At 64.5% G+C, this 23,008-nt stretch carries 21 protein-coding genes; 8 read left to right on the top strand and 13 right to left on the bottom strand.

Annotated elements, in window-relative coordinates; genetic code table 11:
• The first annotated feature begins 45 nt into the window (after positions 1-45).
• The 3 genes from BTO02_RS18570 to BTO02_RS18560 all read left to right on the top strand — a co-directional run bounded on the left by BTO02_RS18570 (position 46) and on the right by BTO02_RS18560 (position 2,840).
• Positions 46-303 carry a hypothetical protein gene (locus BTO02_RS18570; protein ID WP_075158266.1) on the top strand — a complete coding sequence of 86 codons (258 nt, stop codon included), beginning with the start codon at positions 46-48 and terminating at the stop codon, positions 301-303.
• A gap of 30 nt (positions 304-333) precedes the next feature.
• Positions 334-2,148 carry an aminopeptidase P family protein gene (locus BTO02_RS18565; protein WP_075158999.1) on the top strand — a complete coding sequence of 605 codons (1,815 nt, stop codon included), beginning with the start codon at positions 334-336 and terminating at the stop codon, positions 2,146-2,148.
• Positions 2,149-2,216: 68 nt separating this feature from the next.
• On the top strand, positions 2,217-2,840 hold the full coding sequence (locus BTO02_RS18560) for an HAD family hydrolase (RefSeq protein WP_075158998.1): 624 nt from the start codon (positions 2,217-2,219) through the stop codon (positions 2,838-2,840).
• A 131-nt stretch (positions 2,841-2,971) separates the two neighbouring features.
• Here BTO02_RS18560 and BTO02_RS18555 read toward each other — a convergent pair whose 3' ends face one another.
• The gene (locus tag BTO02_RS18555; RefSeq protein WP_075158265.1) at positions 2,972-4,117 is read right to left on the bottom strand and encodes a DUF748 domain-containing protein; all 1,146 of its coding nucleotides are present in this window, start codon (positions 4,115-4,117) and stop codon (positions 2,972-2,974) included.
• Positions 4,118-4,423: 306 nt separating this feature from the next.
• The gene (ettA, locus tag BTO02_RS18550; protein WP_075158264.1) at positions 4,424-6,091 is read right to left on the bottom strand and encodes an energy-dependent translational throttle protein EttA; all 1,668 of its coding nucleotides are present in this window, start codon (positions 6,089-6,091) and stop codon (positions 4,424-4,426) included.
• A 415-nt stretch (positions 6,092-6,506) separates the two neighbouring features.
• Between ettA and BTO02_RS18545 the strand changes: the two genes are divergently transcribed.
• Entirely contained in the window at positions 6,507-7,496 is a 990-nt protein-coding gene (locus tag BTO02_RS18545; RefSeq protein WP_442953428.1) for a glycerophosphodiester phosphodiesterase family protein, read from the top strand.
• Positions 7,497-7,500: 4 nt separating this feature from the next.
• Here the strand turns inward: BTO02_RS18545 and BTO02_RS18540 are convergent, their stop codons facing one another.
• From BTO02_RS18540 to ychF, 6 genes are all read right to left on the bottom strand, one after another.
• Positions 7,501-8,637 (bottom strand): sn-glycerol-3-phosphate import ATP-binding protein UgpC, encoded by a 1,137-nt coding sequence (locus BTO02_RS18540; protein WP_075158263.1) that lies wholly within the window; start codon positions 8,635-8,637, stop codon positions 7,501-7,503.
• A gap of 38 nt (positions 8,638-8,675) precedes the next feature.
• Positions 8,676-9,521 carry a sn-glycerol-3-phosphate ABC transporter permease UgpE gene (gene ugpE / locus BTO02_RS18535; RefSeq protein ID WP_075158262.1) on the bottom strand — a complete coding sequence of 282 codons (846 nt, stop codon included), beginning with the start codon at positions 9,519-9,521 and terminating at the stop codon, positions 8,676-8,678.
• Positions 9,518-10,402, bottom strand: a complete 885-nt coding sequence (ugpA, locus tag BTO02_RS18530) for a sn-glycerol-3-phosphate ABC transporter permease UgpA (RefSeq protein ID WP_075158261.1) — start codon at positions 10,400-10,402, stop codon at positions 9,518-9,520. The genes ugpE and ugpA overlap by 4 nt, the downstream gene beginning before the upstream one ends.
• Positions 10,403-10,480: 78 nt before the next feature.
• Complete coding sequence (gene ugpB / locus BTO02_RS18525; RefSeq protein ID WP_075158260.1) at positions 10,481-11,821, bottom strand: sn-glycerol-3-phosphate ABC transporter substrate-binding protein UgpB; 1,341 nt, start codon at positions 11,819-11,821, stop codon at positions 10,481-10,483.
• Positions 11,822-11,996: 175 nt separating this feature from the next.
• The gene (locus tag BTO02_RS18520) at positions 11,997-12,347 is read right to left on the bottom strand and encodes a nucleotide pyrophosphohydrolase (protein WP_075158996.1); all 351 of its coding nucleotides are present in this window, start codon (positions 12,345-12,347) and stop codon (positions 11,997-11,999) included.
• Positions 12,348-12,384: 37 nt separating this feature from the next.
• Positions 12,385-13,479 carry a redox-regulated ATPase YchF gene (gene ychF, locus BTO02_RS18515; protein ID WP_075158259.1) on the bottom strand — a complete coding sequence of 365 codons (1,095 nt, stop codon included), beginning with the start codon at positions 13,477-13,479 and terminating at the stop codon, positions 12,385-12,387.
• Between the two features lie 341 nt (positions 13,480-13,820).
• Here ychF and BTO02_RS18510 point away from each other — a divergent pair, with 341 nt between their 5' ends.
• From BTO02_RS18510 to BTO02_RS18495, 4 genes are all read left to right on the top strand, one after another.
• Positions 13,821-14,993, top strand: coding sequence for a UbiH/UbiF family hydroxylase (locus tag BTO02_RS18510; RefSeq protein ID WP_075158258.1), 1,173 nt, complete (start codon positions 13,821-13,823; stop codon positions 14,991-14,993).
• Between the two features lie 298 nt (positions 14,994-15,291).
• Positions 15,292-16,020, top strand: a complete 729-nt coding sequence (locus tag BTO02_RS18505; protein ID WP_075158995.1) for a DsbC family protein — start codon at positions 15,292-15,294, stop codon at positions 16,018-16,020.
• Positions 16,021-16,023: 3 nt separating this feature from the next.
• Positions 16,024-17,919, top strand: a complete 1,896-nt coding sequence (locus tag BTO02_RS18500; RefSeq protein WP_083615178.1) for a M61 family metallopeptidase — start codon at positions 16,024-16,026, stop codon at positions 17,917-17,919.
• Between the two features lie 149 nt (positions 17,920-18,068).
• Positions 18,069-18,668 carry an FMN-dependent NADH-azoreductase gene (locus BTO02_RS18495; protein ID WP_075158994.1) on the top strand — a complete coding sequence of 200 codons (600 nt, stop codon included), beginning with the start codon at positions 18,069-18,071 and terminating at the stop codon, positions 18,666-18,668.
• 142 nt (positions 18,669-18,810) lie between these two features.
• Here the strand turns inward: BTO02_RS18495 and BTO02_RS18490 are convergent, their stop codons facing one another.
• From BTO02_RS18490 to BTO02_RS18470, 5 genes are all read right to left on the bottom strand, one after another.
• On the bottom strand, positions 18,811-19,719 hold the full coding sequence (locus BTO02_RS18490) for a uracil-DNA glycosylase (RefSeq protein WP_075158257.1): 909 nt from the start codon (positions 19,717-19,719) through the stop codon (positions 18,811-18,813).
• 60 nt (positions 19,720-19,779) lie between these two features.
• Positions 19,780-20,421 (bottom strand): CYTH domain-containing protein, encoded by a 642-nt coding sequence (locus BTO02_RS18485; protein ID WP_075158256.1) that lies wholly within the window; start codon positions 20,419-20,421, stop codon positions 19,780-19,782.
• A 93-nt stretch (positions 20,422-20,514) separates the two neighbouring features.
• Positions 20,515-21,300 carry an indole-3-glycerol phosphate synthase TrpC gene (gene trpC / locus BTO02_RS18480; RefSeq protein ID WP_075158255.1) on the bottom strand — a complete coding sequence of 262 codons (786 nt, stop codon included), beginning with the start codon at positions 21,298-21,300 and terminating at the stop codon, positions 20,515-20,517.
• A gap of 44 nt (positions 21,301-21,344) precedes the next feature.
• Positions 21,345-22,373, bottom strand: a complete 1,029-nt coding sequence (trpD, locus tag BTO02_RS18475; protein WP_075158254.1) for an anthranilate phosphoribosyltransferase — start codon at positions 22,371-22,373, stop codon at positions 21,345-21,347.
• 26 nt (positions 22,374-22,399) lie between these two features.
• Positions 22,400-22,996, bottom strand: a complete 597-nt coding sequence (locus BTO02_RS18470; protein WP_075158253.1) for an aminodeoxychorismate/anthranilate synthase component II — start codon at positions 22,994-22,996, stop codon at positions 22,400-22,402.
• Positions 22,997-23,008 lie beyond the last annotated feature (12 nt).

Genomic DNA, 23,008 nt, shown 5'->3' with positions numbered 1-23,008 from the left:
TCCGAAACTTCGGACAATTCCGTCGCGGCCCGAGGGGCGTCGCTGATGGGGTGGTCCGGCGTCGTCGTCGTCGGCATCGCGGTCGGGCTGGCGGGCTGGTGGCTGCATCCGCTGCGGCGCAGAAGCGGCGCGCGGCTATGGGTGGCAGTGCTCGCGGGCGTGCTCGGCGCGGCCCTGGCGCGCATGGCCGGCAACGTCACGACGCTGTTTCACGATGGCGATACGCTCGAATGGCCGGTCTGCACGGCGGTCGCGCTCGTCGCGGTCGCCGCCGCGGTCGGCCTGCTGTCACGGCGGCGCTGAGATGCCGCTCAATATCTTTTGGTGAACACGATGAACGTCCGACTCCCTGAAACCGCATCGATTCCCGAACGAATCGCGCAACTGCGCGGCGCGATGACGCACGCGGGCCTTGCCGCTTATCTCGTGCCGTCGGCCGATCCGCACCTGTCCGAGTATTTGCCGGGCCGCTGGAAAGGGCGCGAGTGGCTATCGGGCTTCACCGGTTCGGTCGGCACGCTCGTGGTGACGCCGGGCTTCGCGGGCCTGTGGGTCGACAGCCGCTATTGGGTGCAGGCCGAAACGCAACTGGCCGGCACCGGCATTGCGCTCATGAAAATGATGGGCGGCCAGTTGACGCAGCCGCATATCGAATGGCTCGCGCAGAATGTGGCGGCGGGCGGCACGGTCGGCGTCGACGGCGCGGTGCTTGGGGTCGCGGCGGCGCGTGCGCTTGGCGACGCGCTCGCGGCACGCGGCGTCAAGCTGCGCACCGACGTCGATCTGCTCGATGCGATCTGGCCGCAACGCCCGCCGCTGCCGGCCGATGCGGTCTACGAACATGCGCCGCCGCAAGCGAGCGTCGCGCGCGCGGACAAGCTCGCGCGGGTGCGCCGCGCCATGCAGGAGCAAGGCGCGCAGTGGCATTTCATTTCGACGCTCGACGATCTCGCGTGGCTCCTGAATCTGCGCGGCGCCGACGTGAACTACAACCCGGTGTTCGTCGCGCATGCGCTGATCGGGCTCGATCGTGCGACGCTGTTCGTGGTCGAGGGCAAGGTGCCGGCGCCGCTCGCCGACGCGCTTGCGCGCGATGGCGTTCGCGTCGAGCCGTACGCGCAGGCTGCCGGTGCGCTCGCGGCGCTGCCCGCCGGCGCGACGCTGCTGGTGGACCCGCGGCGCGTGACATTCGGCATGCTGCAGCCGGTGCTGTCGCACGTGAAGGTGGTCGAGGCGATCAATCCGACCACCCTGTTCAAGTCCCGCAAGACCGAGGCCGAGGCCGCGCACGTGCGCGCGACGATGGAACAGGACGGCGCGGCGCTCGCCGAATTCTTCGCATGGTTCGAAGGCGCGCTCGGCCGCGAGACGATCACCGAACTGACCGTCGACGAACGGCTGACGGCGGCTCGCGCGCGCCGTCCCGGCTTCGTCACGTTGAGCTTTTCGACGATCGCCGCATTCAACGCGAACGGCGCGATGCCGCACTACCGCGCGCTGCCGGAGTCGCATGCGACGATCGAAGGCAACGGGCTGCTGCTGATCGATTCGGGCGGCCAGTACCTGAGCGGCACCACCGACATCACACGCGTCGTGCCGATCGGTACGATCGACGATGCGCACCGGCGCGACTTCACGACGGTGCTCAAAGGCACGATCGCGCTGTCGCGCGCGCGCTTTCCGCGCGGCATCCGCTCGCCGATGCTCGACGCGATCGCGCGCGCACCGATCTGGGAAGCCGGCGCCGACTACGGTCACGGCACAGGCCACGGCGTCGGCTATTTCCTCAATGTGCACGAAGGACCGCAGGTCATCTCGCATTACGCGCCGGCCGAAGCGTGGACCGCCATGGAAGAGGGGATGATCACGTCGATCGAGCCGGGCATCTACCGGCCGGGCAAATGGGGCATCCGCATCGAAAACCTCGTGCTCAATCGCGCGGCCGGCAAGACCGAGTTCGGCGATTTCCTCGAGTTCGAAACGCTGACGCTGTGCCCGATCGACACGCGTTGCATCGCGCTGCCGCTGTTGCGCGACGACGAGCGCGCGTGGCTCAACGCGTATCACGAGACGGTGCGCGCGCGAATCGCGCCGCATGTGTCGGGCGATGCGAAGGCGTGGCTCGAGACGCGGACGAAGGCGATCTGATCGTCGCGATCCGCCAACTCCACGCCGCCGGGCTCTCACTCAATTCTGCGACCAACAACGGAGTTTGCATGGCCATCAAGGCAGTCGTGTTCGATTTCGGCGGCGTGCTGATCGACTGGAGTCCGCAGTATCTGTACCGCACGCTGATTCCGGACGAAACCGAGCGTCAGTGGTTTCTCGCGAACGTGTGCACGATGGAGTGGGTCATTCGGCAGGACGGCGGCCAGCCGATTGCCGAGGGCACGGCCGAACTGATCGAGCAGTTTCCCGATCATGAGCCGCTGATTCGCGCGTTTTACGAGCGCTGGCACGAGATGGTCGCGGGCGTACTGCACGACGGCGTCGCAACGGTCGATAAGCTCGATGCAGCCGGCGTGCCGATCTTCGGCCTGACGAACTGGTCCGCCGAGACGTTCCCGTACGCGTGGGAGAACTATCCGGTGCTGCGGCGCTTTCGCGACATCATCGTGTCGGGGCGCGTGAAGCTCGTGAAGCCGGACCCGGCGATCTTCGGCATGATGCGCGAGCGCATCGAAGCGCATGTGCCGGGCGTGGCGCCGCACGAACTCGTCTTTATCGACGACAACCTCAAGAATGCCGAAGCGGCGAGTGCGCTCGGCTGGCATGGCGTGCACCATACGAGCGCGGCACAGACCGAAGCGAAGCTGCGCGAACTGGGTTTGCCGGTTTAAACAGCGTTCGGCGTGCAGCGGCCGGCACGCCGCGCGATCAGCGACGGCACGCGTCGCCGGCACGCGCCGCGCATGGCTCGTGCGCACGCTGGTGCGCTTTGCTCATGCGCTTCGCTCATCCAGCCGCGCGCTTACTGCCCAAGCAGATTCTTCAACGCGTTGCCAAGTCCCTTCACCGTTTCACCGGCGCCCTTCGCGACTCCCTCCGCGCTCACGCCGAGCGCCTTCGCGAAGTTCGCGCGCAGCTCGGTCATCAGGCTTTCGTTGAGCTTGAATTTCGGGTCGCGCAGATTGCCGTCGAGCACGAAATGCAGCGTGATCTCGTCGCCATGGCTCTTCAGTGCGGCGACGGCCGCGCGCGTCGGGATCGACAGAAACGTGTCGAGCGGGTTGTCCGATTCCTGAAGCCGCAGATGGTGCAACGTCAGCATGCCGGGCGCGTGGATCCGATAGTCGCGCACCGTCGATTCGACGCTCAGGTCGAGCGTGCCGCCCGTCACGCGTGCTTTGGCGCCGGCCTTCTTGAGCATATACGGGTCGAGCATCACGATATCGACGCCGCGCAGCGTCGTCGTCAGCTGCGAGTCCTTGTTCGCGATTCTGATCCAGCCGTTGAGTCCGACCTTGCCGGTATGTTCGGGGCCCTTGATCGAGCCCGTGACCGTCACCGACGTCGGTTCGTCGAGTTCCGGCAGATGAATGTGATCGACGGTCGCATTTGCGTCGGTCACGCTGACCTTGTATGGCGGCTGGCTGACCATTTGATCGTAGAAATCGAATGTGCCGCGCTCGAAGCGGACCTGATCGATCAGCTTTTCCGCGGGCAGTGCCTGGCGCGCGGCGGGTGTGCTCGCGGCGGGTGTGCTCGCCGCGGGCTGCGTGCTGCCAATGGTTTGCCGCAGATTCGGCAGTAACTCGACCGTACCGCCCGGCTTGCGAATTGCCGCCAGCGTGAAATCGCTGACCACCACTTCGCGGATGTGCAAGGGCCGCCGCATGAACGCGTCACGCAGATCCGGTACCAGCGTGATCCGCGCGGCACGCAAGGTATCGGGCGTCGGCCAGTCTTTTGGCGCGATCAGCCGCACGTTGGTAAGCCTGATCGACGTGAAGCCGACGTCGATACGCTCGGCGCTGCCGAGCGGCCCGAGCGCATCGGTGACGCGCGCTTTGACTTCGCGTTGAACATAGTACAAACCGCCAAGCGCCACGACCGCGAGCACGATGATGACGGCGACCACGCCGACGATTACGCGCTTGCCCACCGACATCGTCATTCCGCCTCCTTGTCGTCATGTACCGTATGGCAGTCGTTTCCGGCCGGCCTTGGCCGCGACTGCGGCAAAGCGTCGGGCAGCAAACGCCATGCCGAAACATACGAGCGAGGCCGCGCATGCGCATGCGCGGCCTCGCGTCCCTTGCCTGGCGGACCAGGCCGACGCGACCGGCCGACCCGTCGGCCGCGACCGACTCCGACGGCCAAACTGAGCGACCGGCCCGAGGGCAAACCGAGCGGCCAAATCCAGCCGCCAGACACAAGCCGCCAGACCCAGCCCCCTGTGTTCAGCCGCCGCCCCATGCGCTTACCGCGTAATCGGCTTATACCGCAGACGTTTCGGCTGCGCCGCTTCCTCGCCGAGACGGGCACGCTTGTCGGCCTCGTATTCCTGGTAGTTGCCGTCGAAGAACGTCGCTTGCGAATCGCCTTCGAACGCGAGGATATGCGTCGCGATGCGGTCGAGGAACCAGCGATCGTGCGAGATCACCAGCACCGAGCCGGCGAACTCGAGCAGTGCATCTTCGAGCGCGCGCAGCGTTTCGACGTCGAGGTCGTTCGACGGTTCGTCGAGCAGCAGCACGTTGCCGCCCGCGATCAGCGTCTTGGCGAGATGCAGCCGCCCGCGCTCGCCGCCCGACAGCGTGCCGACGTTCTTCTGCTGGTCCCCGCCCTTGAAGTTGAAACGGCCGATGTACGCGCGCGACGGCGTTTCGTACTTGCCGACCGTCAGCACGTCGGCGCCGCCCGAGATTTCCTCGAACACGGTCTTCGAACCGTCGAGCGCGTCGCGGCTCTGGTCGACGTACGCGACTTTCACCGTCGGTCCGCGCACGATCTCGCCCGAATCGGGCTGCTCGCGGCCCGTCAGCATGCGAAACAGCGTCGACTTGCCCGCGCCGTTCGGTCCGATGATGCCGACAATCGCGCCCGCCGGAATCTTGAAGCTCAGGTTATCGATCAGCAGACGATCGCCGTACGACTTGCTGACGTTCTTGAATTCGATCACTTCATTGCCGAGCCGCTCGCCGGCCGGAATGAAGATTTCCTGCGTTTCGTTACGCTTCTGGTATTCCTGACTGTTGAGTTCTTCGAAGCGCGCGATACGTGCCTTCGACTTCGCCTGACGGCCCTTCGGATTCTGGCGCACCCATTCGAGCTCTTTCTTGATCGCTTTCTGACGCGCCGATTCCGACGATTCCTCCTGCTTCAGGCGGTTTTCCTTCTGATCGAGCCAGCTGCTGTAGTTGCCCTTCCATGGAATGCCGTGGCCGCGGTCGAGTTCGAGAATCCACTCGGCTGCGTTGTCGAGGAAGTAGCGATCGTGCGTGACCGCCACCACGGTGCCCGGGAAGCGCGTGAGGAACTGCTCGAGCCATTCGACCGATTCGGCGTCGAGGTGGTTGGTCGGCTCGTCGAGCAGCAGCATGTCGGGCTTTTCGAGCAGCAGCTTGCACAGCGCGACGCGGCGCTTCTCGCCGCCCGACAGATGCTCGATCTTCGCGTCCCACGGCGGCAGGCGCAGTGCGTCGGCCGCGACTTCGAGCTGCTGCTCGGGGCTGCCGCCATCGGAAGTGGCGAGGATCGCCTCGTACTTCGCCTGTTCGGCGGCGAGCTTGTCGAAGTCGGCATCGGGCTCCGCGTACGCCGCGTAGATTTCGTCGAGCTTTTTCTGCGCGCTGAACACGTCGCCGAGACCTTCCTCGACCGCTTCGCGCACGGTCTTTTGCGGATCGAGCTGCGGTTCCTGCGGCAGGTAGCCGATGTTCAGGTTCGGCATCGGCGTCGCTTCGCCTTCGATATCCTTGTCGACGCCGGCCATGATCCTGATCAGCGTCGACTTGCCCGAGCCGTTCAGGCCGAGCACGCCGATCTTCGCACCGGGGAAGAACGACAGCGAGATGTCCTTCAGAATTTGACGCTTGGGCGGCACGATCTTGCCGACCCGGTTCATGGTGAAGACGTATTGGGCCATTTGCTTGCAATTGGGCGTTGACGCCGCCGGCCTGCATCGAGCCGGGCGAGCGGCGAGGGGTGGATGGCACAGCGTTCACGCGTGCACGAAAACATGCCCGACGATCCGGCAACGTGCATTGACCGGCTGTGACCGGCTCCCGCGCGCGATGAGGCTGGTACGCGATGCTGCGGTTCGTACGATGGTGAAGCCGTGAGCGCAGCGGGAGGAGGTGCCATTGTACTTCGCGGCCGATGGCGCGGGCATGGCGAACGGCGACGCGACAGTATGGCAGGGGTACGGTCGCAAGCGACGCAGCGATGTCGCCAGGTCCCGTTCCTCTCAGGGACGGCGCCCGTCATGCTATACAACGACCCGTCGCGATTCGCGCCACATAGACTCGTTTGCTCTTTCACCATTCGAAGCAGGTCACAACGTGTTCAGAACGATCTGCGCGGCTTCCGCGCTGTCAGCAGTCTTGCTTGTATCGGCTTGCGGCGCCGGGTCCGCGGCGCAACCGGCCGTGGACGCTGCGGCATCGACCTTGCCGCGCATCGTCGCGCACCGCGGCGGCACCGCCGACGCGCCGGAAAACACACTCGAAGCGATCCGGCTCGCGATAGCGAACCACGCCGATGCGATCTGGCTCACCGTCCAGCTAAGCATGGACGGCGTGCCCGTGCTCTATCGGCCCGCGGATCTGTCGGCATTGACCGACGCGAAGGGACCGGTCGCGTCGCATAGCGCGGCGCAGTTGGCGCACATTAACGCGGGCTGGACCTTCAAGGGCTCCGATAGCGGCAATCCCTATCCATATCGCGCTCATCCCACCTCTATTCCGACGCTCAGCGAGGCGTTGCGTGCGATCCCCGCGCATATCCCGGTCGTGCTCGATATGAAGGCGACGCCGGCCGAACCGCAGGTGCACGCCGTCGCGCGCGTGTTGACCGAAGAAGACGCATGGTCGCGCGTGACGATCTATTCGACCGACGCCGCGTATCAACGCAGCTTTGCCGCGTACCCGCAGGCGCGCGTGTTCGAGTCGCGCGATGCGACGCGGCAGCGTCTCGTGCGCGCGCTGCTCGCGGGCCAATGCGACGATGCGCCGGCCGCGCACACATGGACGGCATTCGAACTGCACCGCGTCTTGAAGGTGACGGAGGAATTCACCCTCGGCGAGGGCCGCTCCGAGGTGAACGCGACGTTGTGGACGCCGGCCACCGTCGCCTGCTTCCGTCAGCAGCCCGATGTGCGGATCGTCGCGATCGCGGTCAATAACGCCGACGACTATCGCGCGATGGCGTGTCTTGGCGTCGACGCGGTACTGTCCGATTCGCCGAGGCAGATGTCGGCGATTCGCGCGTCGCTGGCGGCGGCGTCGAGCGGCGGCCAACGCAAGGCGATCGGTTGTGGCGACGCGCAGTGACGACCTAGGATCGGCCAGCGGGGCTATCCTGATTCGCGCGCTGCCCGCTCGCCGGATCGAAGAAATGCAGATGCTGCGCCAGCAGTGAGAGCTCGAGCGCATCGCCGGCCGCGGGCCGATGCGCATGCGGCAAACGCGCGGTCACGTCGTGCTTGCCCCACCGTCCATGCGCGAGATTGTCCGCGCCGAGCAACTCGCACGAATCGACCGTCAGCGTCACGCCTGCGGCGCCCGGTTGCCCCGGCGTCAGATGCTCGGGCCGGATGCCGAGCACCCATTCGCGGCCGGCCGCCACCTCGCGCCCGACGCATGGCACGCCTGCCAGCGGCAAGCTCGGGCCGCGCCCGCCGCCATTGCCTGCGGCATCGCCGGCTACGTCGAAACTCGTGCCGTCGTCGGAAATGCGGCCTTCGAGCAGATTCATGCCCGGCGAGCCGATAAAGCCCGCAACGAACATCGTCGCCGGCCGTTCATAGACTTCGGTCGGCGCGCCGATCTGTTCGGCCTTGCCGCGGTTCATGACGATCACGCGTTGCGCGAGCGTCATCGCTTCGATCTGATCGTGCGTGACGTAAAGGCTCGTCGTGGCGAGGCGCGCATGCAGGCGCTGGATTTCGAGGCGCATCTGTACGCGCAGCCGCGCATCGAGATTCGACAACGGTTCGTCGAACAGAAACACGGACGGCTCGCGCACGATCGCGCGGCCCATCGCGACGCGCTGCCGCTGACCGCCCGACAACTCGCGCGGCTTGCGCGACAGCAGCGGCTCGAGTTCGAGAATCTGCGCGGCGGCCTGCACGCGCCGCCCGATCGTCGCGCGGTCGACGCCTGCGATCTTCAGCGCGTACCCCATGTTTTCCGCGACGGTCATATGCGGATAGAGCGCATAGTTCTGAAACACCATCGCGATGTTGCGGTCCTTCGGCTCGAGGTTATTGACAACCGTGCCGTCGATCGCGATCGTGCCTTCGCTGATTCGCTCGAGCCCCGCCACCATGCGCAGCAATGTCGACTTGCCGCAGCCCGACGGACCGACCATCACGACGAACTCGCCGTCGGCCACGTCCGCATCGATGCCGTGCAGCACGAACTGCTTGCCGTCGTAGGTTTTCTTTACGCCTTTGAGTGTCAGTGCGGCCATGCGTTATGCCCTTGAATTTTGCCCATGACGGTTGCGCGTCATTTTTCGGCATCGACGAGACCGCGTACGAACCAGCGCTGCATCGCGAGCACGACGACGAGCGGCGGCAGCATGGCGAGCAGCGTCGCGGCCATTACGAGATGCCATTCGGTGGCGGTATCGCCCGATGCGATCATGCTTTTGATGCCGATCACCGCGGTCATCAACGACGCGTCGTTCGTGATCAGAATCGGCCACAAATACTGGTTCCAGCCGTAGATAAACGTGATGACGAAGAGCGCCGCGATATTCGTCTTCGACAGCGGCAGGACGATGTCCCAGAAGAAACGCAGCGCGCCCGCGCCATCGATGCGCGCGGCTTCGATCAGTTCATCGGGCAGCGTCATGAAGAACTGGCGGAACAGGAAGGTCGCCGTGGCCGATGCGATCAGCGGCAGCGTGAGGCCCGCATACGTGTTGGCCAGATGCAGCGACGACACGACCTGCACGGTCGGAAAGATCCGCACCTCAGCCGGCAGCATCAGCGTGATGAAGATGAGCCAGAACGCGAGATTCCTGAACGGAAAGCGGAAAAACACGATCGCGAACGCGGAGATGATCGACACCGCGATCTTGCCGATCGAAATGACGAGCGCCATCACGAGGCTGTTCAGCAGCATCGTGCCGAACGGGCTCGCCGCATTGCCGCTGCCGTGACGCCAGACGGTCGCCATGTTTTCGAAGAGATGCGTGCTCGGCACGAGCGACAGCGGCACGTTGAATACTTCGTGCTCGTTCATCGTTGCCGCGCAAAACGCGACGTAGACCGGAAACACGACGAGCAGCACGCCGACGATCAGCACCGCATGGCAGAAGAGGTCGAAACCGCGGCGATTTTCGATCATGCGTATTGGACCTTGCGCTCGATGAAACGGAACTGCACGACGGTCAGGCCGACGACGATCAGCATCAGCACGACCGATTGGGCGCCGGAGCTGCCGATGTCGAGCCCCTGGAAGCCTTCGGTGAAGATCTTGTAGATCAGCGTTTTGGTCGACTGCGCGGGGCCGCCCGCGGTCGCGGCGTCGATGATCGGGAAGGTGTCGAAGAACGCGTAGACAATGTTCACGACGAGCAGGAAGAAGCTGGTTGGCGACAGCAGCGGCAGCGCGATGCCGAAGAAGCGGCGCACCGGACCCGCGCCGTCGATCGCGGCCGCTTCGATCAGCGAACGCGGAATCGCCTGCAAGCCCGCGTAGAAGAACAGAAAGTTGTAGCTGACCTGCTTCCAGACGGAGGCGAGCACCACAAGAAACATGGCCTGGCCCGGGTTCAACGCGTGATTCCAGACGATGCCGTATTTCGCGAGCGCGTAGGTGACGAGCCCGATGCTCGGGTTGAATAGAAACGCCCACAGCACGGCGGCGATCGCGGGCGCGACGGCGTATGGCCAGATCAGCAGCGTCTGGTACGCTTTCGCGCCGCGCATCACGCGGTCCGCGCAGGCGGCGAGCAGCAGCGAGATCGCGAGGCCGCTGACGGTCACGAGCGCGCTGAAAATCAGCGTCGTATTGAACGACGACAGATACAGCGGGTCGCCGAATAGCTGGCGGAAGTTCGCGAAGCCGACGAATTCGCTCGACGTGCCGAACGCGTCCTGGGTTTGCGTCGATTGCCAGAGCGCGACGCCGGCGGGCCAGACGAAAAACACGAGCGTAATGACGAGCTGCGGCGCGACGAGCAGATAAGGCAGCAGGCCCGTGCTGAAAGTCGAACGTTTTTGCATCGAAGATCGCCTCGAAGGGACCGTGAAGGCGAACGGGACCCGCGCCCCGTTCGCGGCCGGCTATCGTTGCCCCCGGTTCTAGCTGCCGGCCTTTTCGAAGCGGCGCAGCAGTTCGTTGCCGCGCGACACCGACGAATCGAGTGCATCTTTCGGCGACTTCTTCTGCGCCCACACCTGTTCGAGCTCTTCGTCGATGACCGTGCGGATCTGCGGCATGTTGCCGAGGCGCAGGCCCTTCGTGTACGGCAGCGGCGGCTTGTTCAACATCTGCTTGATGGCGGTGTCGCTGCCGGGGTTCTTTTCGTAGAAGCCCTGTTGCTGCGTGAGCTGGTACGCGGCCGTCGTGACCGGCAGATAACCGGTGTCCTGATGCCACTTTGCGGCGACCGGCGGCGAAGTCAGATATGCAAGAAACTTCGCGACGCCCTTATAGACGGCCGGATCCTTGCCCGACAGCACCCATAGGCTCGCACCGCCGATCATCGCGTTCTGCGGCGCGCCTTTCACGCTCGGGTCGTAGGGCATCATGCCGGTGCCGAAATCGAACTTCGCGTACTTGCGGATCGTCGCGAGCGAGCCCGACGAGTTCGTGACGATCCCGCAGTCGCCGCTATAGAACTTCGAGACGGGCTCGTCCTTGCGCCCAGCATAGGTGAACGTGCCTTCCTTCGCCATGTTCTGCAGGAACTGGATATGCGCGATCTGCAGCGGCTTGTTGAATTCGAGTTGCGCGTCGAGGCCGTCGAAGCCGTTGTTCTCGGTGGCGAACGGCGCAGCGTGCCATGCGCTGTAGTTTTCGAGCTGAATCCAGCTTTGCCAGCCCGACGAGTAGCCGCACGACATGCCCGATGCTTTCAGCTTGCGCGCATCCTGTTCGACTTCGGGCCACGTTTTCGGCGGCTGGTTCGGATCGAGGCCGGCCTTTTTGAACGCGTCCTTGTTGTAGTAGAGCACCGGCGTCGAGCTGTTGAACGGCATCGAGATCAGGTGGCCGGTTTTCGAGTCGCTGTAATAGCTCGCGATGGTCGGCACGAACGCTTTTTCGTCGAGCGGGATGCCGGCCTGCCTGAACACATCGGAGACGGGGATCACCGCTTTCTTCGCCTGCATCATCGTCGCGGTGCCGACTTCATAGACCTGCAGGATCGCCGGCGCGTTGCCGCTGCGGTACGCGGCGATGCCGGCGGCGAGCGTCTGGTCGTAGGTGCCCTTGAAGACGGGGACGATCTTGTAGTCGCTTTGCGACTTGTTGAAGTCGTTGGCGATGTCGTTCAGGCGTTCGCCGAGCGCGGCTTCCATGGCATGCCAGAACTGGATTTCGGTGGCGGCGTGAGCGCTGGGGCTGATGCCGACGCCTGCTGCGGCGAACGCGACGGTGACGGCGACGGAAAACGAACGGATGAGCGGCTTGCGATGCATCGATTTGTCTCCTTTTGCTAGGGCACGCGACCCAGGTTGGGTCGCGCGATTCTAGTTGTGGTCGATGACAGGCGGGCGAAAGTGACGTTTCAGTATGTAAAGATGCCGATGATAGCGGAACAGAACGCGCAATTTAATGTTGCGGTCGTGATCGGAAAACGGTGAAGGCGTGCGGCTAAAGCGCCGAATATTTGGTGGACTTTCCCCTGGCCTTTTCCACGGGGTAACGCGTTTCGTTGAGTTTCAGCTTGTCGGCGGCCGCTTCGACGAGGTCGAAGCCGGCTTTTTCGGCGATCAGCATCAGATACATGAGCACGTCCGCGCATTCGTGCTCGAGATGCTTGCGCTGCACCGGATCGGCGACCAGCGCGTCGATCCCGGCGTCGGTTTTCCATTGCACGGTTTCGAGCAACTCGCCCGCCTCGATGCTCGCCGAGACGATCAGGTTGCGCAGCGTATGGAATTGCTGCCAGTCGCGCGCGTCGCGGAAGGCGAGCAATTGCTTCTGCAGGTCGTCGATGGTCATGGTGGCGTCGTGCATCGAGGGCGGGAAGGGCGCGTCGCTAGACGTTGAACAGGAAGTTCATCACATCGCCATCGTGCACGACGTATTCCTTGCCTTCAGCGCGCATCTTGCCCGCTTCCTTCGCGCCCTGTTCGCCCTTGTACGTGATGAAGTCGTCGAAGCCGATCGTCTGCGCGCGGATGAAACCGCGTTCGAAGTCGGTATGGATCGCCCCCGCGGCTTGCGGCGCCGTATCGCCGATATGAATCGTCCACGCACGCACTTCCTTCACGCCCGCCGTGAAGTACGTCTGCAGACCGAGCAGCTTGAAGCCCGCGCGAATCACGCGGTTCAGACCCGGCTCGTCCATGCCCATATCGGCGAGGAACACTTCCTTGTCTTCGTCGGCGAGGTCGGCGATTTCCGCCTCGATGGCCGCGCACACGGCAACGACCGGCGACTTCTCGCTTTCAGCGTACTTGCGCACCGCATCGAGATGCGGGTTGTTCTCGAAGCCGTCTTCCTTCACGTTCGCGACGTACATCGCCGGCTTCGCCGTGATCAGGCAGAACGGCTTGATCAGCGCCTGCTCGTCTTCGTTCAGATCGAGGCCGCGTACGGCCTTCGCCTGATCCAGTTGCGCACGCACCTTTTCGAGCACCGCGGCGAGCTTGACCGCTTCCTTGTCGTTGCCCGACTTCGCGGCCTTCGCATAGCGCGTGAGCGCCTTTTCGACGGTCGCGAGGTCGGCGAGCGCGAGCTCGGTGTTGATCACCTCGATATCCGACAGCGGGTCGACCTTGCCTGCGACGTGAATCACGTTTTCGTCTTCGAAGCAGCGTACGACATGCGTGATCGCGTCGGTTTCGCGAATGTTGGCGAGGAACTGGTTGCCGAGGCCCTCACCCTTGCTCGCGCCGGCGACGAGACCCGCGATGTCGACGAATTCGACGACAGCCGGCACGATGCGCTCGGGCTTCACGATTTCGGCGAGCGCCGTGAGCCGCTTGTCCGGCACTTCGACGACGCCGACGTTCGGCTCGATCGTGCAGAACGGATAGTTCTCGGCGGCGATGCCCGCCTTGGTCAGCGCGTTGAACAGGGTGGACTTGCCGACGTTAGGCAGGCCGACGATGCCGCATTTGAGGCTCATGGAGTTTCTCTAAAAGACAGATGACGATGTGCTGCGCCGAGCAGGCAAACCCGCCGCTCGCGCGGCGTGCGCTCCACACGTTGCGCAAGAGGCGAACCGGGCGGACTGCGGCGTCCTGCCGAAGACGCCGATGCGCGCGGCTTCGAAACGAACCGTCTTGCGGACTGGGGCGGGCACGGGAAACCGCAATTGTAACCCTGTCGAGGTGCGCGTTCCCGGCTTGCGGCATGACGATCCGCTTGATCGCGCTTGATCCCGCTTGACTGGCCACGCGCGCCCCATCGCGGCCCTGCGCGGACCCGCGGCCCGATCCGGCAACCCCGCGCGGCTATAATGCCCGCATGAATGCACACCACCAGACTTTCGACGCCGCGGTGATCGGCGGCGGGCTCGTCGGCAAGACGGCGGCGCTCGCGCTGACGCAGACGGGGCTGCGCGTCGCACTGCTCGCGCAGCACTGTGCGCCGCTTGCGCCGGACGCCGTATTCGACTCGCGCATCTATGCGCTGTCGTCGAGTTCGCAGGCGTTGCTCGAGCGGCTGCGGGTCTGGCAGGCGCTCGATACAAAGCGTCTTTCGCCGGTCTACGACATGCGCGTCTACGGCGACGCGCATGCCGAACTGCATTTCTCCGCGTTCCAGGCGGCCGTGCCGCAACTGGCGTGGATCGCCGAATCGTCGCTGATCGAGCACGCACTCGATTCCGCACTGCGTTTCCAGCCGAATGTCACGTGGTTCGACTCGCGCGCGCAAGGGCTCGACGTGCAGACCACCGGCGCGACAATCGGTCTAGCGAACGGCAATGTGCTCGAGGCGGATCTCGTGGTCGGAGCGGACGGCGCGCATTCGTGGGTGCGCGCGCAGATCGGCTCGAAAGTCGACCGGCGCGATTACCGGCAAACCGGCGTGGTCGCAAACTTCAAGGCCGAGCGGCCGCACGGCGAGACCGCATATCAGTGGTTTCGCGACGGCGAAATCATCGCGTTGCTGCCGCTACCCGACGGGCATGTATCGCTCGTGTGGTCCGCGCACACCGAACATGCCGAACAGTTGATGTCGCTCGCGCCGGCGCGTCTTGCCGCCGAAGTCGAGCGCATCACGACGAGCGCGCTCGGCGCGCTCGAATGCGTGACCCCGGCCAAAGGCTTTCCGCTCGCGCTGCAAACGGTCGACCGGCTCGTCGCGCCGCGCGTCGCACTGGTCGGCGACGCCGCGCATCTGATCCATCCGCTCGCCGGACAAGGTATGAATCTGGGGCTGCGCGATGTCGCGTCGCTGGCCGATGTGGTCGCGAAGAAAGAGGCATTCCGCGATCTCGGCGACATGGTGCTGCTGCGGCGCTACGAGCGTTCGCGCAGCGAAGACGTCCGCGCGCTGATGATCGCCACCGATGGTTTGCAAAAGCTGTTCGCCGTGCCGGGCTTCGTGGCGCGCGCGGTGCGCAATGTCGGCATGTCGTTCGTCGGCGCGCAGCCGCTCATCAAACGCTGGCTCGTATCGTCGGCGCTCGGCTGAGGCCGCCCGCCCGCAGCACGGCGCAAGGCGCGCCGGGCGGGAACGAAACGCAGGATGAACGGCGCGCGCCCGCGCCGGTCTTTACAGGACGAACAGCGAGGCTAAAGCCAGGCTGGCAGCGGAACAGCGGGGCTGACACCGGGGCTGACACCGGGACTGACTCCGGGGCTGACAGCGTGACGGACAGCGGCAAGAAGACATTGGCAAGAACACTTCGGCAAGAACAGCGTGCGCGATCGCGCGTGCAAGCGTTGCACATTTCGTGTGCAATGGCGACATCGGACAAGGGAGTTCAATGATGAAGAAACGTATTCGCATAGCGGCGCTCGTGCTGACGGTCGCGGCCGTCGCGCTCGGCTGCTCCGCGCAGGCCGACCAGACCACCGACAAGCTCAAGTCGACGCTGCAGTCGCGCCTTGGCAACGACGTCGAGATCAAGGGCGTGTCGAAGTCGCCGATCGCCGGTCTCTACGAGGTCAATCTCGGCACGCAAATTCTCTACAGCGATGCAACCGGCGACTATCTCGTGCTCGGCGATCTCGTCGACGCGAAGACGCGCAAGAACATCACCGAAGCGCGTCTTTCCGATCTGAACCGCATCGACTTCGCGAGCCTGCCGTTTGCCAACGCGGTGAAAGTCGTGAAAGGCGACGGCAGCCGCAAGATCGCGGTGTTTTCCGATCCGAATTGCCCGTATTGCCGGCAACTCGAGAACACGCTGAAGTCGGTCGATAACATCACGGTGTACACGTTCCTCTATCCGGTGCTGTCGCCCGATTCGACGGCGAAAGCCAAGTCGATCTGGTGCTCGACCGATCGCGCGAAGGCATGGGAATCGTGGATGACGGAGCGCCACGCACCGACCGCCGCCGGCACCTGCGACACCGCCGCGATCGACAAGAACCTGTCGCTCGGCCAGTCGATGAACGTCAGCGGTACGCCGACGGTGTTTCTTGCCGATGGCCGCCGTTTGCCGGGCGCCGTGCCCGCCGATCAGCTGGACAAGGCGCTCGCCAGCGTGCACTGAACGATGAAGCCGATCCACTACGCCATCGTCCCGAAGCAACCCGCCGCACATCTGTTCGAAGTTTCCGTCACCGTCGCGGACCCCGATCCCGACGGCCAGCGCTTCATGCTGCCTGTGTGGATTCCGGGCAGCTACATGGTGCGCGAGTTCGAACGCAATATCGTCACGCTGGGCGCGTTCAACGACGCGGGCCGCAAGGTGCGCATCGACAAGACCGACAAGCACACGTGGCAGGCGGCGCCCGTGAAGGGCGCGCTGACGCTGCGTTATGAGGTCTATGCGTGGGATATGTCGGTGCGGGCCGCGCATCTCGACGACACGATCGGCTTCTTCAACGGCACGAGCGTGTTTCTCGCGGCGCTCGGGCATGAGAATGCGGCATGCGTCGTCGATATCCGCAAGCCCGACGGCGTGGCGTATCGCAACTGGCGCGTCGCGACCGCGTTGCCGGAAGCGCGCGGCACGAAGCGCTACGGCTTCGGCGCATATCAGGCGCAGAACTACGACGAGCTCATCGACCATCCGGTGACGCTCGGCGAATTCGAACTCGCCACGTTCAAGGCGCATGGCGTGCCGCACGACATCGTCATCGCGGGCCGCGTGATCGGGCTCGACATGCCGCGGCTCGCGGCCGATCTGAAACGCGTCTGCGAAGCGCAGATTGCGCTGTTCGAACCGCGCACGAAGAAGGCGCCTGTCGACCGGTATGTGTTCATGACGCAAGTGGTCAGCGACGGATACGGCGGTCTCGAACATCGCGCCTCGACCGCGCTGATCTGCAATCGCACCGATCTGCCGGTGACGGGCCGCGAGGACATGACCGACGGCTATCGCACCTATCTCGGCCTTTGCAGCCACGAATACTTTCATACGTGGAATGTGAAGCGCATCAAGCCGGCCGCGTTCGCGCCGTACGATCTGACGCGCGAGAACTACACGACGCTGCTGTGGCTCTTCGAGGGCTTCACGTCGTATTACGACGATCTGATGCTCGTACGCAGCGGCGTGATCGGCGAAGACGACTATCTGACGATGGTCGGCAAGACGATCGGAAGCGTGCTGCGCGGCAGCGGGCGCCTCAAGCAGAGCGTGGCGGAAAGCTCGTACGACACGTGGGTCAAGTACTACCGGCAGGACGAGAACGCGTCGAATGCGATCGTCAGCTATTACACGAAGGGCTCGCTTGTCGCGCTCGCGTTCGATCTGACGATTCGCGCGCAGACCGGGCACCGCCGCTCGCTCGACGATGTCATGCGCCTGCTGTGGCAGCGCTATGGTCGCGATTTTTATCGCGGCAAGCCGGTCGGCATCGAAGAAGGCGACGTCGAGTCGCTGTTTGCCGAAGCAACGGGCGCCGATCTCGCGGACATCTTTGCAAACGGCGTGTACGGCACGCGTGACTTGCCGCTCGCGGAATTGCTCGCGCCGGCCGGCATCGAGCTCGCGCCCGATGCCGGGAAGAACGGCAAGCCGTCGCTCGGCGCGCGCGTGCGCGGCGGCGCGGAATGCACACTGGCCGCGGTGTTCGACGGCGGCGCGGCGCAGAAGGCCGGACTGTCGGCTGGCGATGTGCTCGTGGCACTCGATGGCTTGCGCGTGACCGGCTCGAATCTCGATGCGCTGCTCGCGCGTTATGTGCCCGGTACGAAGGTGGAACTCCATGCGTTCCGCCGCGACGAGCTACGGGTCGCGCAACTGAAGCTCGACGAGCCCGAAGTGCCGCGCTACAAGCTGACCGTGAAGGGCGAGGCGAAAGGCGGTGGGGCAGCGGCCAAGTCCGGGAAAGCGCTCAAGGTCGGCAAGGCGGAAAAATCCGCGAAGTCTGCCCGCAAATCGGCCGACAGTCGCGGCGCGTTCGCCGCTGCGCGTGGCTGGCGCGCGCGCTGGCTCGGGAGTTGAGCGCAGTCGGTCGTCTCCTTTGCGGCACGATTGTTCCACCGTTGCAACAATCCGTCGCTGTGACGCTACTTTTTCAAGGATCGCTGAGAATTCAGAATGGCTCCCAATCGCGCAACGCACAGCGCGTCCCTTACTGGATGGAGTCAAAGATGACCACGATTCTTCAGATCAACTCGGCTGCCCGCTCGCAAGGCGCTCAATCGACGCTGCTGTCCAACGAACTTACCGAGAAATTGCAACAGTCGAATCCGGGCGCGCGCGTCGTCGTCCGCGATCTGTATAGCGATGCGCTGCCGCACCTCGACGACAACGTCCTCGGCGCGTTCTTCACGCCGGCCGACCAGCGCACGGCCGAGCAGCAGGCAATCGCCGCGCGCAGCGACGCGCTGATCGCCGAACTGCAGGCTGCCGACATCATCGTGATCGGCGCTCCGCTGTACAACTTCGGCATCTCGACGCAGCTGAAGACGTATTTCGATTTCATCGCACGCGCCGGCATCACGTTCAAGTACGGCCCGACCGGTCCTGAAGGCCTCGTGAAGGGCAAGAAGGTGTTTGTCGTGTCGGCACGCGGCGGCAAGTATCTGGGCACGCCGGGCGATTCGCAGACGCCGTATCTGCAGACCTTCCTCGGTTTCCTCGGCATGACCGACGTCTCGTTCATCTACGCGGAAGGCCTGAATATGGGGCAGGACGTGGCGGCGGCGGCGCTTGCCAGTGCGCGTGAAGCGATTGCGGCCGCTGCATAAAGAGAAAACAGCAAGAAAGCAGTCGTCGCACGAGGTTCAGGGCGCGGGCAACATCATCTGCCTCGCGTCAGGACGCAAACGCCGCGGAACACGATTCCGCGGCGTTTTTTCGTTCCGGTTTTCCGATGGCGTGTTTCGCGGGTCAGGCCAGTACCTGCGCTTCGTCGGGGAGCCGCCAGTCGATTGGCTTGCGACCGTGCGCTTCGAGATATTCGTTGGCCAGCGCGAAATGCCGGCAACCGAGAAACCCGCGGTGCGCGGAGAGCGGCGACGGATGCGGCGCCTCGAGAATGCAATGCGGGATGAGGTGCGGTAGGCGGGAAGGCTCGCCATGCGCGCGATCGGTCTTGTCGTCGAGCAGCGCGCGTTTCGCCTGCGCGTGCGAGCCCCACAGCATGAACACAAGTCCTTCGTGGCGCGTCGCCAGTTCGTGGATCAGCGTGTCCGTGCACTTTTCCCAGCCGCGCTTCGCGTGACTTGCGGCCTGATTGCGCTCCACCGTCAGCACCGTGTTCAAGAGCAGCACCCCCTGTTTTGCCCACGCGTCGAGACAGCCATGCGCGGGCGAAGCGTAGCCGAGGCTCGCGGCAATCTCCTTGAAGATATTGCGCAGCGAAGGCGGCGGCCGCACCTGGGGCGGCACGGAAAACGCGAGGCCGTGTGCCTGGGGCGTGCCGCGATCTTCGCCGTGATACGGATCCTGGCCGAGGATCACGACTTTCACGTCGTCGGGGCTCGTCAGGCGCAGCGCGCGGAATACGTCGGCCGGGTAGACGGTCTTGCCGGCCGCGCGTTCGCCATCGACGAAACGGCACAGCGGCGCGTACGCGTCGCTATCGATAAATGGCTTCAGATGCGCGCGCCATGCGGGCGGAAGCGCCTCGAATTGCGCTTCGAGGGTCGGCGCGGCGGAAGACACAGACGCAGACGGAGACGGATTCGGCGCCGCAGTGGTCGGGCCGGCTTTCGACGCGGACGTTTCTGCGCCGTCTTCGCCGAATAGCGAGCGCTGCGAGGAAGAAGCGGAGCGGGAGCGGGTAGCGGAGGTCATGGCCGAAGAGTGTCGCAGCTAATGCGGTGCGGCTCAAGTAGCCCGCGCATCGCGGTCCGCCTACGCCGTACCGCTGCCGAGCTCGCGCAACTGGTATCCGCGCTGCGCCTTGCTGACGTCTTCGGGCGCAAGGCCCGGCACGCTCGCCATCAGCTCGGCCGCAAACGCGTGCAACGCCGCTTCGTCGCCGCTTTTCAGTTCGAGTTCGATTTCACAGATAGGCGCGCGGCGCGTCGCGCCTTCGACATCCGCGACGATTTCGCCGCGGTCGATCGCCGCTTCGATATGCGTGCCGCGATGGTCGACGAGCCACAGGGTACGCGTGAAATTCGTGCGAAACAGTTCGATGAGCTGCGGCGCCGCATTGCGCAAAGCCGCCGCAGCGTCCGCGTCGTCGCAGGCGTGCAGCAGGGCGTCGATGTCGAGCGCCGGCCCGGCGACCGGCATTTCCCATTCGTGACGGCTATGCATGCCGGACTGCGCGGTGCCGACCGTCTTGAATGTCTGCAGCCAGCTGTCGGGCGTGCGGCGAAGCCGCAGCGCGCTTTTCGACCGGGCGAGCGTCAGCGACGGCGTGTCGAAATACAGATTGTCGAGCGCGAGCGGCTGGCCGGCCTCGCCCGTGCGCGCAGTCAGCCATTGCGTCGCCTCGTCAGCCTGGTCGGCCGGCAGCGCGAGCTTGATTTCGCGTTCGATACCCATCGATTACTCCGTCGAGTGCTTCAACTGCCGGCTTGCATGTGCCGTGCCGCAGGTTGCGCGGGGCGCCGGCCAGCGTTCCGCGCTTGCCGCGCGTCAGAAAAACATCCGCGCGAGTTCGACACCCGGTTCGTCGGCGCGCATAAACGCCTCGCCGACGAGGAACGTATTGACGTCGAGCGCGCGCAGCCGCTCGACGTCGACGCGCGACAGAATGCCCGATTCGGTCACGACGATGCGCTCGTCGGGAATCATCTCGAGCATACCGATGGTCGTCTCGAGCGACGTTTCGAACGTGCGCAGATTGCGATTGTTGATGCCGATCAGCGGTGTCTTCAAGGTGAGCGCTTCGACAAGCTCGTTCTTGTCGTGCACTTCGACGAGCACCGCGAGCCCCAGCGAATGCGCGAACGCTTCGAGTTCCTGCATCTGCGACGTTTCGAGCGCGGCCGCGATCAGCAGGATCGCGTCGGCGCCCATCGCGCGCGCTTCGACGACCTGATACGGGTCGATGATGAAGTCCTTGCGCAGCACCGGCAAGTTGCAAGCGGCGCGCGCCTCTTCCAGATACGCGGTGCTGCCTTTGAAAAACTGCACGTCGGTGAGCACCGACAAACAGGCCGCGCCGTGCTTCGCATACGAGCGCGCGATCTCGGCCGGCACGAAATGCTCGCGGATCACGCCCTTCGACGGGCTTGCTTTTTTCACCTCGGCGATCACGGCCGGTTGGCCTGCCGCATGTTTCGCGCGCAATGCGCCGACGAAATCGCGATGATCGCGCGCCGACGCTTCGAGCCGTAGTTCTTCGAGCGGCGCGCTTTGCTCGGCGGCGCGCACTTCCGCGCGCTTGACGTCGATGATGCGTTCGAGAATATCGCTCATGGCCGCTCCAATACGAATACCGTTCCAGAAGTCATTGCTTGCATTCAACGCTTGAATTGCTGGGTAAAGCGCACGAGTTCGTCGACCTTCGCCCGTGCGCGGCCGCTCGCGATGGTTTCGCGCGCAAGCTCGATGCCGGCTGCGATCGACGACGACACATTCGCCGCATACAGTGCCGTGCCCGCATTGAGCACGACGATCTCGCGTGCAACGCCCGGCGTGTTGTCGAGCGCTTCGAGCAGCATCACCTTCGAGGCAGCCGCATCGGCCACCTTCAGCGTGCGGTTCGACACCATCTGCATGCCGAAGTCCTCGGGATGGATCTCGTATTCGTGCACGTCACCGTCGCGCAACTCGCCAACGAGCGTTGCGGCGCCGAGCGACACCTCATCCATGCCGTCCTTGCCGTACACGACGAGCACGTGCTTCGCCCCGAGCCGCTGCATCACACGCACCTGGATGCCGACGAGGTCCGGATGAAATACGCCTTGCAGCTGGTTCGGCGCCCCGGCGGGATTGGTCAGCGGGCCGAGAATATTGAAGATGGTTCGCACGCCGAGTTCGCGGCGCACGGCCTGCACGTTCTTCATCGCCGGATGATGGTTCGGCGCGTACATGAAGCCCATGCCGGTTTCGGCGATCGACGCCGCGACTTGCTCCGGCTGCAAATCGATGTTGACGCCGAGCGCCTCGAGCACGTCCGCGCTGCCCGACTTGCTCGATACGCTGCGGTTGCCGTGCTTCGCCACCTTCCCGCCGGCGCCCGCGACGACGAACATCGTCGCGGTCGAGATGTTGAACGTATGCGCGCCATCACCGCCGGTGCCGACGATATCGACGAAATTCGAGCTGTCTTCGACTTCGACGTGATGCGCGAACTCGCGCATCACCGTGGCCGCCGCGGCGATCTCGCCGATCGTTTCCTTCTTGACGCGCAGGCCGGTGAGAATCGCCGCGGTCTGCGCTGTCGAAAGCTCGCCGCGCATGATGAGCCGCATCAAGTGCAGCATTTCGTCGTGAAAGATCTCGCGGTGCTCGATCGTGCGCTGGAGCGCTTCCTGTGGCGTAATCATGGCGCCTCCCCTTGACCTTGTTGTTTTTAGCTCGACGTGGCTGCGGCGCCCGCGCGTTTCGATTGCTTGATGAAGTTTTCGAGCAGCGCGTGACCGTGTTCGGACAGGATCGATTCCGGGTGGAACTGCACGCCTTCGACCGCGAGCGTCTTGTGCCGCACGCCCATGATTTCGCCATCGGGTGTCCATGCGGACACTTCGAGACAATCGGGCAGCGATTCGCGTTCGATTGCCAGCGAGTGATAGCGCGTGACCGTGAAGTGCTTCGGCAGATCGGCGAACACGCCTTTGCAGTCGGTTTCGATCTGGCTCACCTTGCCGTGCATGATGGTCTGCGCGCGCACGACGCGGCCGCCGAACGCCTCGCCGATCGCCTGGTGGCCGAGACACACGCCGAAAATCGGAATCTTGCCGGAGAACTCGCGCAGCACGTCGAGCGTGATGCCCGCGTGCTGCGGGTTGCTCGGTCCCGGCGACAGACAGATGCGCTCGGGGTTCAGCTTCGCGATTTCGTCGGGTGTGATTTCGTCGTTGCGATAGGTCCGCACGTCTTCGCCGAGTTCGCCGAAGTACTGGACCAGGTTATAGGTGAACGAGTCGTAGTTGTCGATCATCAGCAGCATGGTCTTTCTCCG

It is taken from the genome of Paraburkholderia sp. SOS3 (assembly GCF_001922345.1).
Classification (GTDB): Bacteria; Pseudomonadota; Gammaproteobacteria; order Burkholderiales; family Burkholderiaceae; genus Paraburkholderia.
The sequence above is the reverse complement of the archived record's forward strand: the minus strand, read 5'-3'. Positions and strand labels throughout refer to the sequence as shown.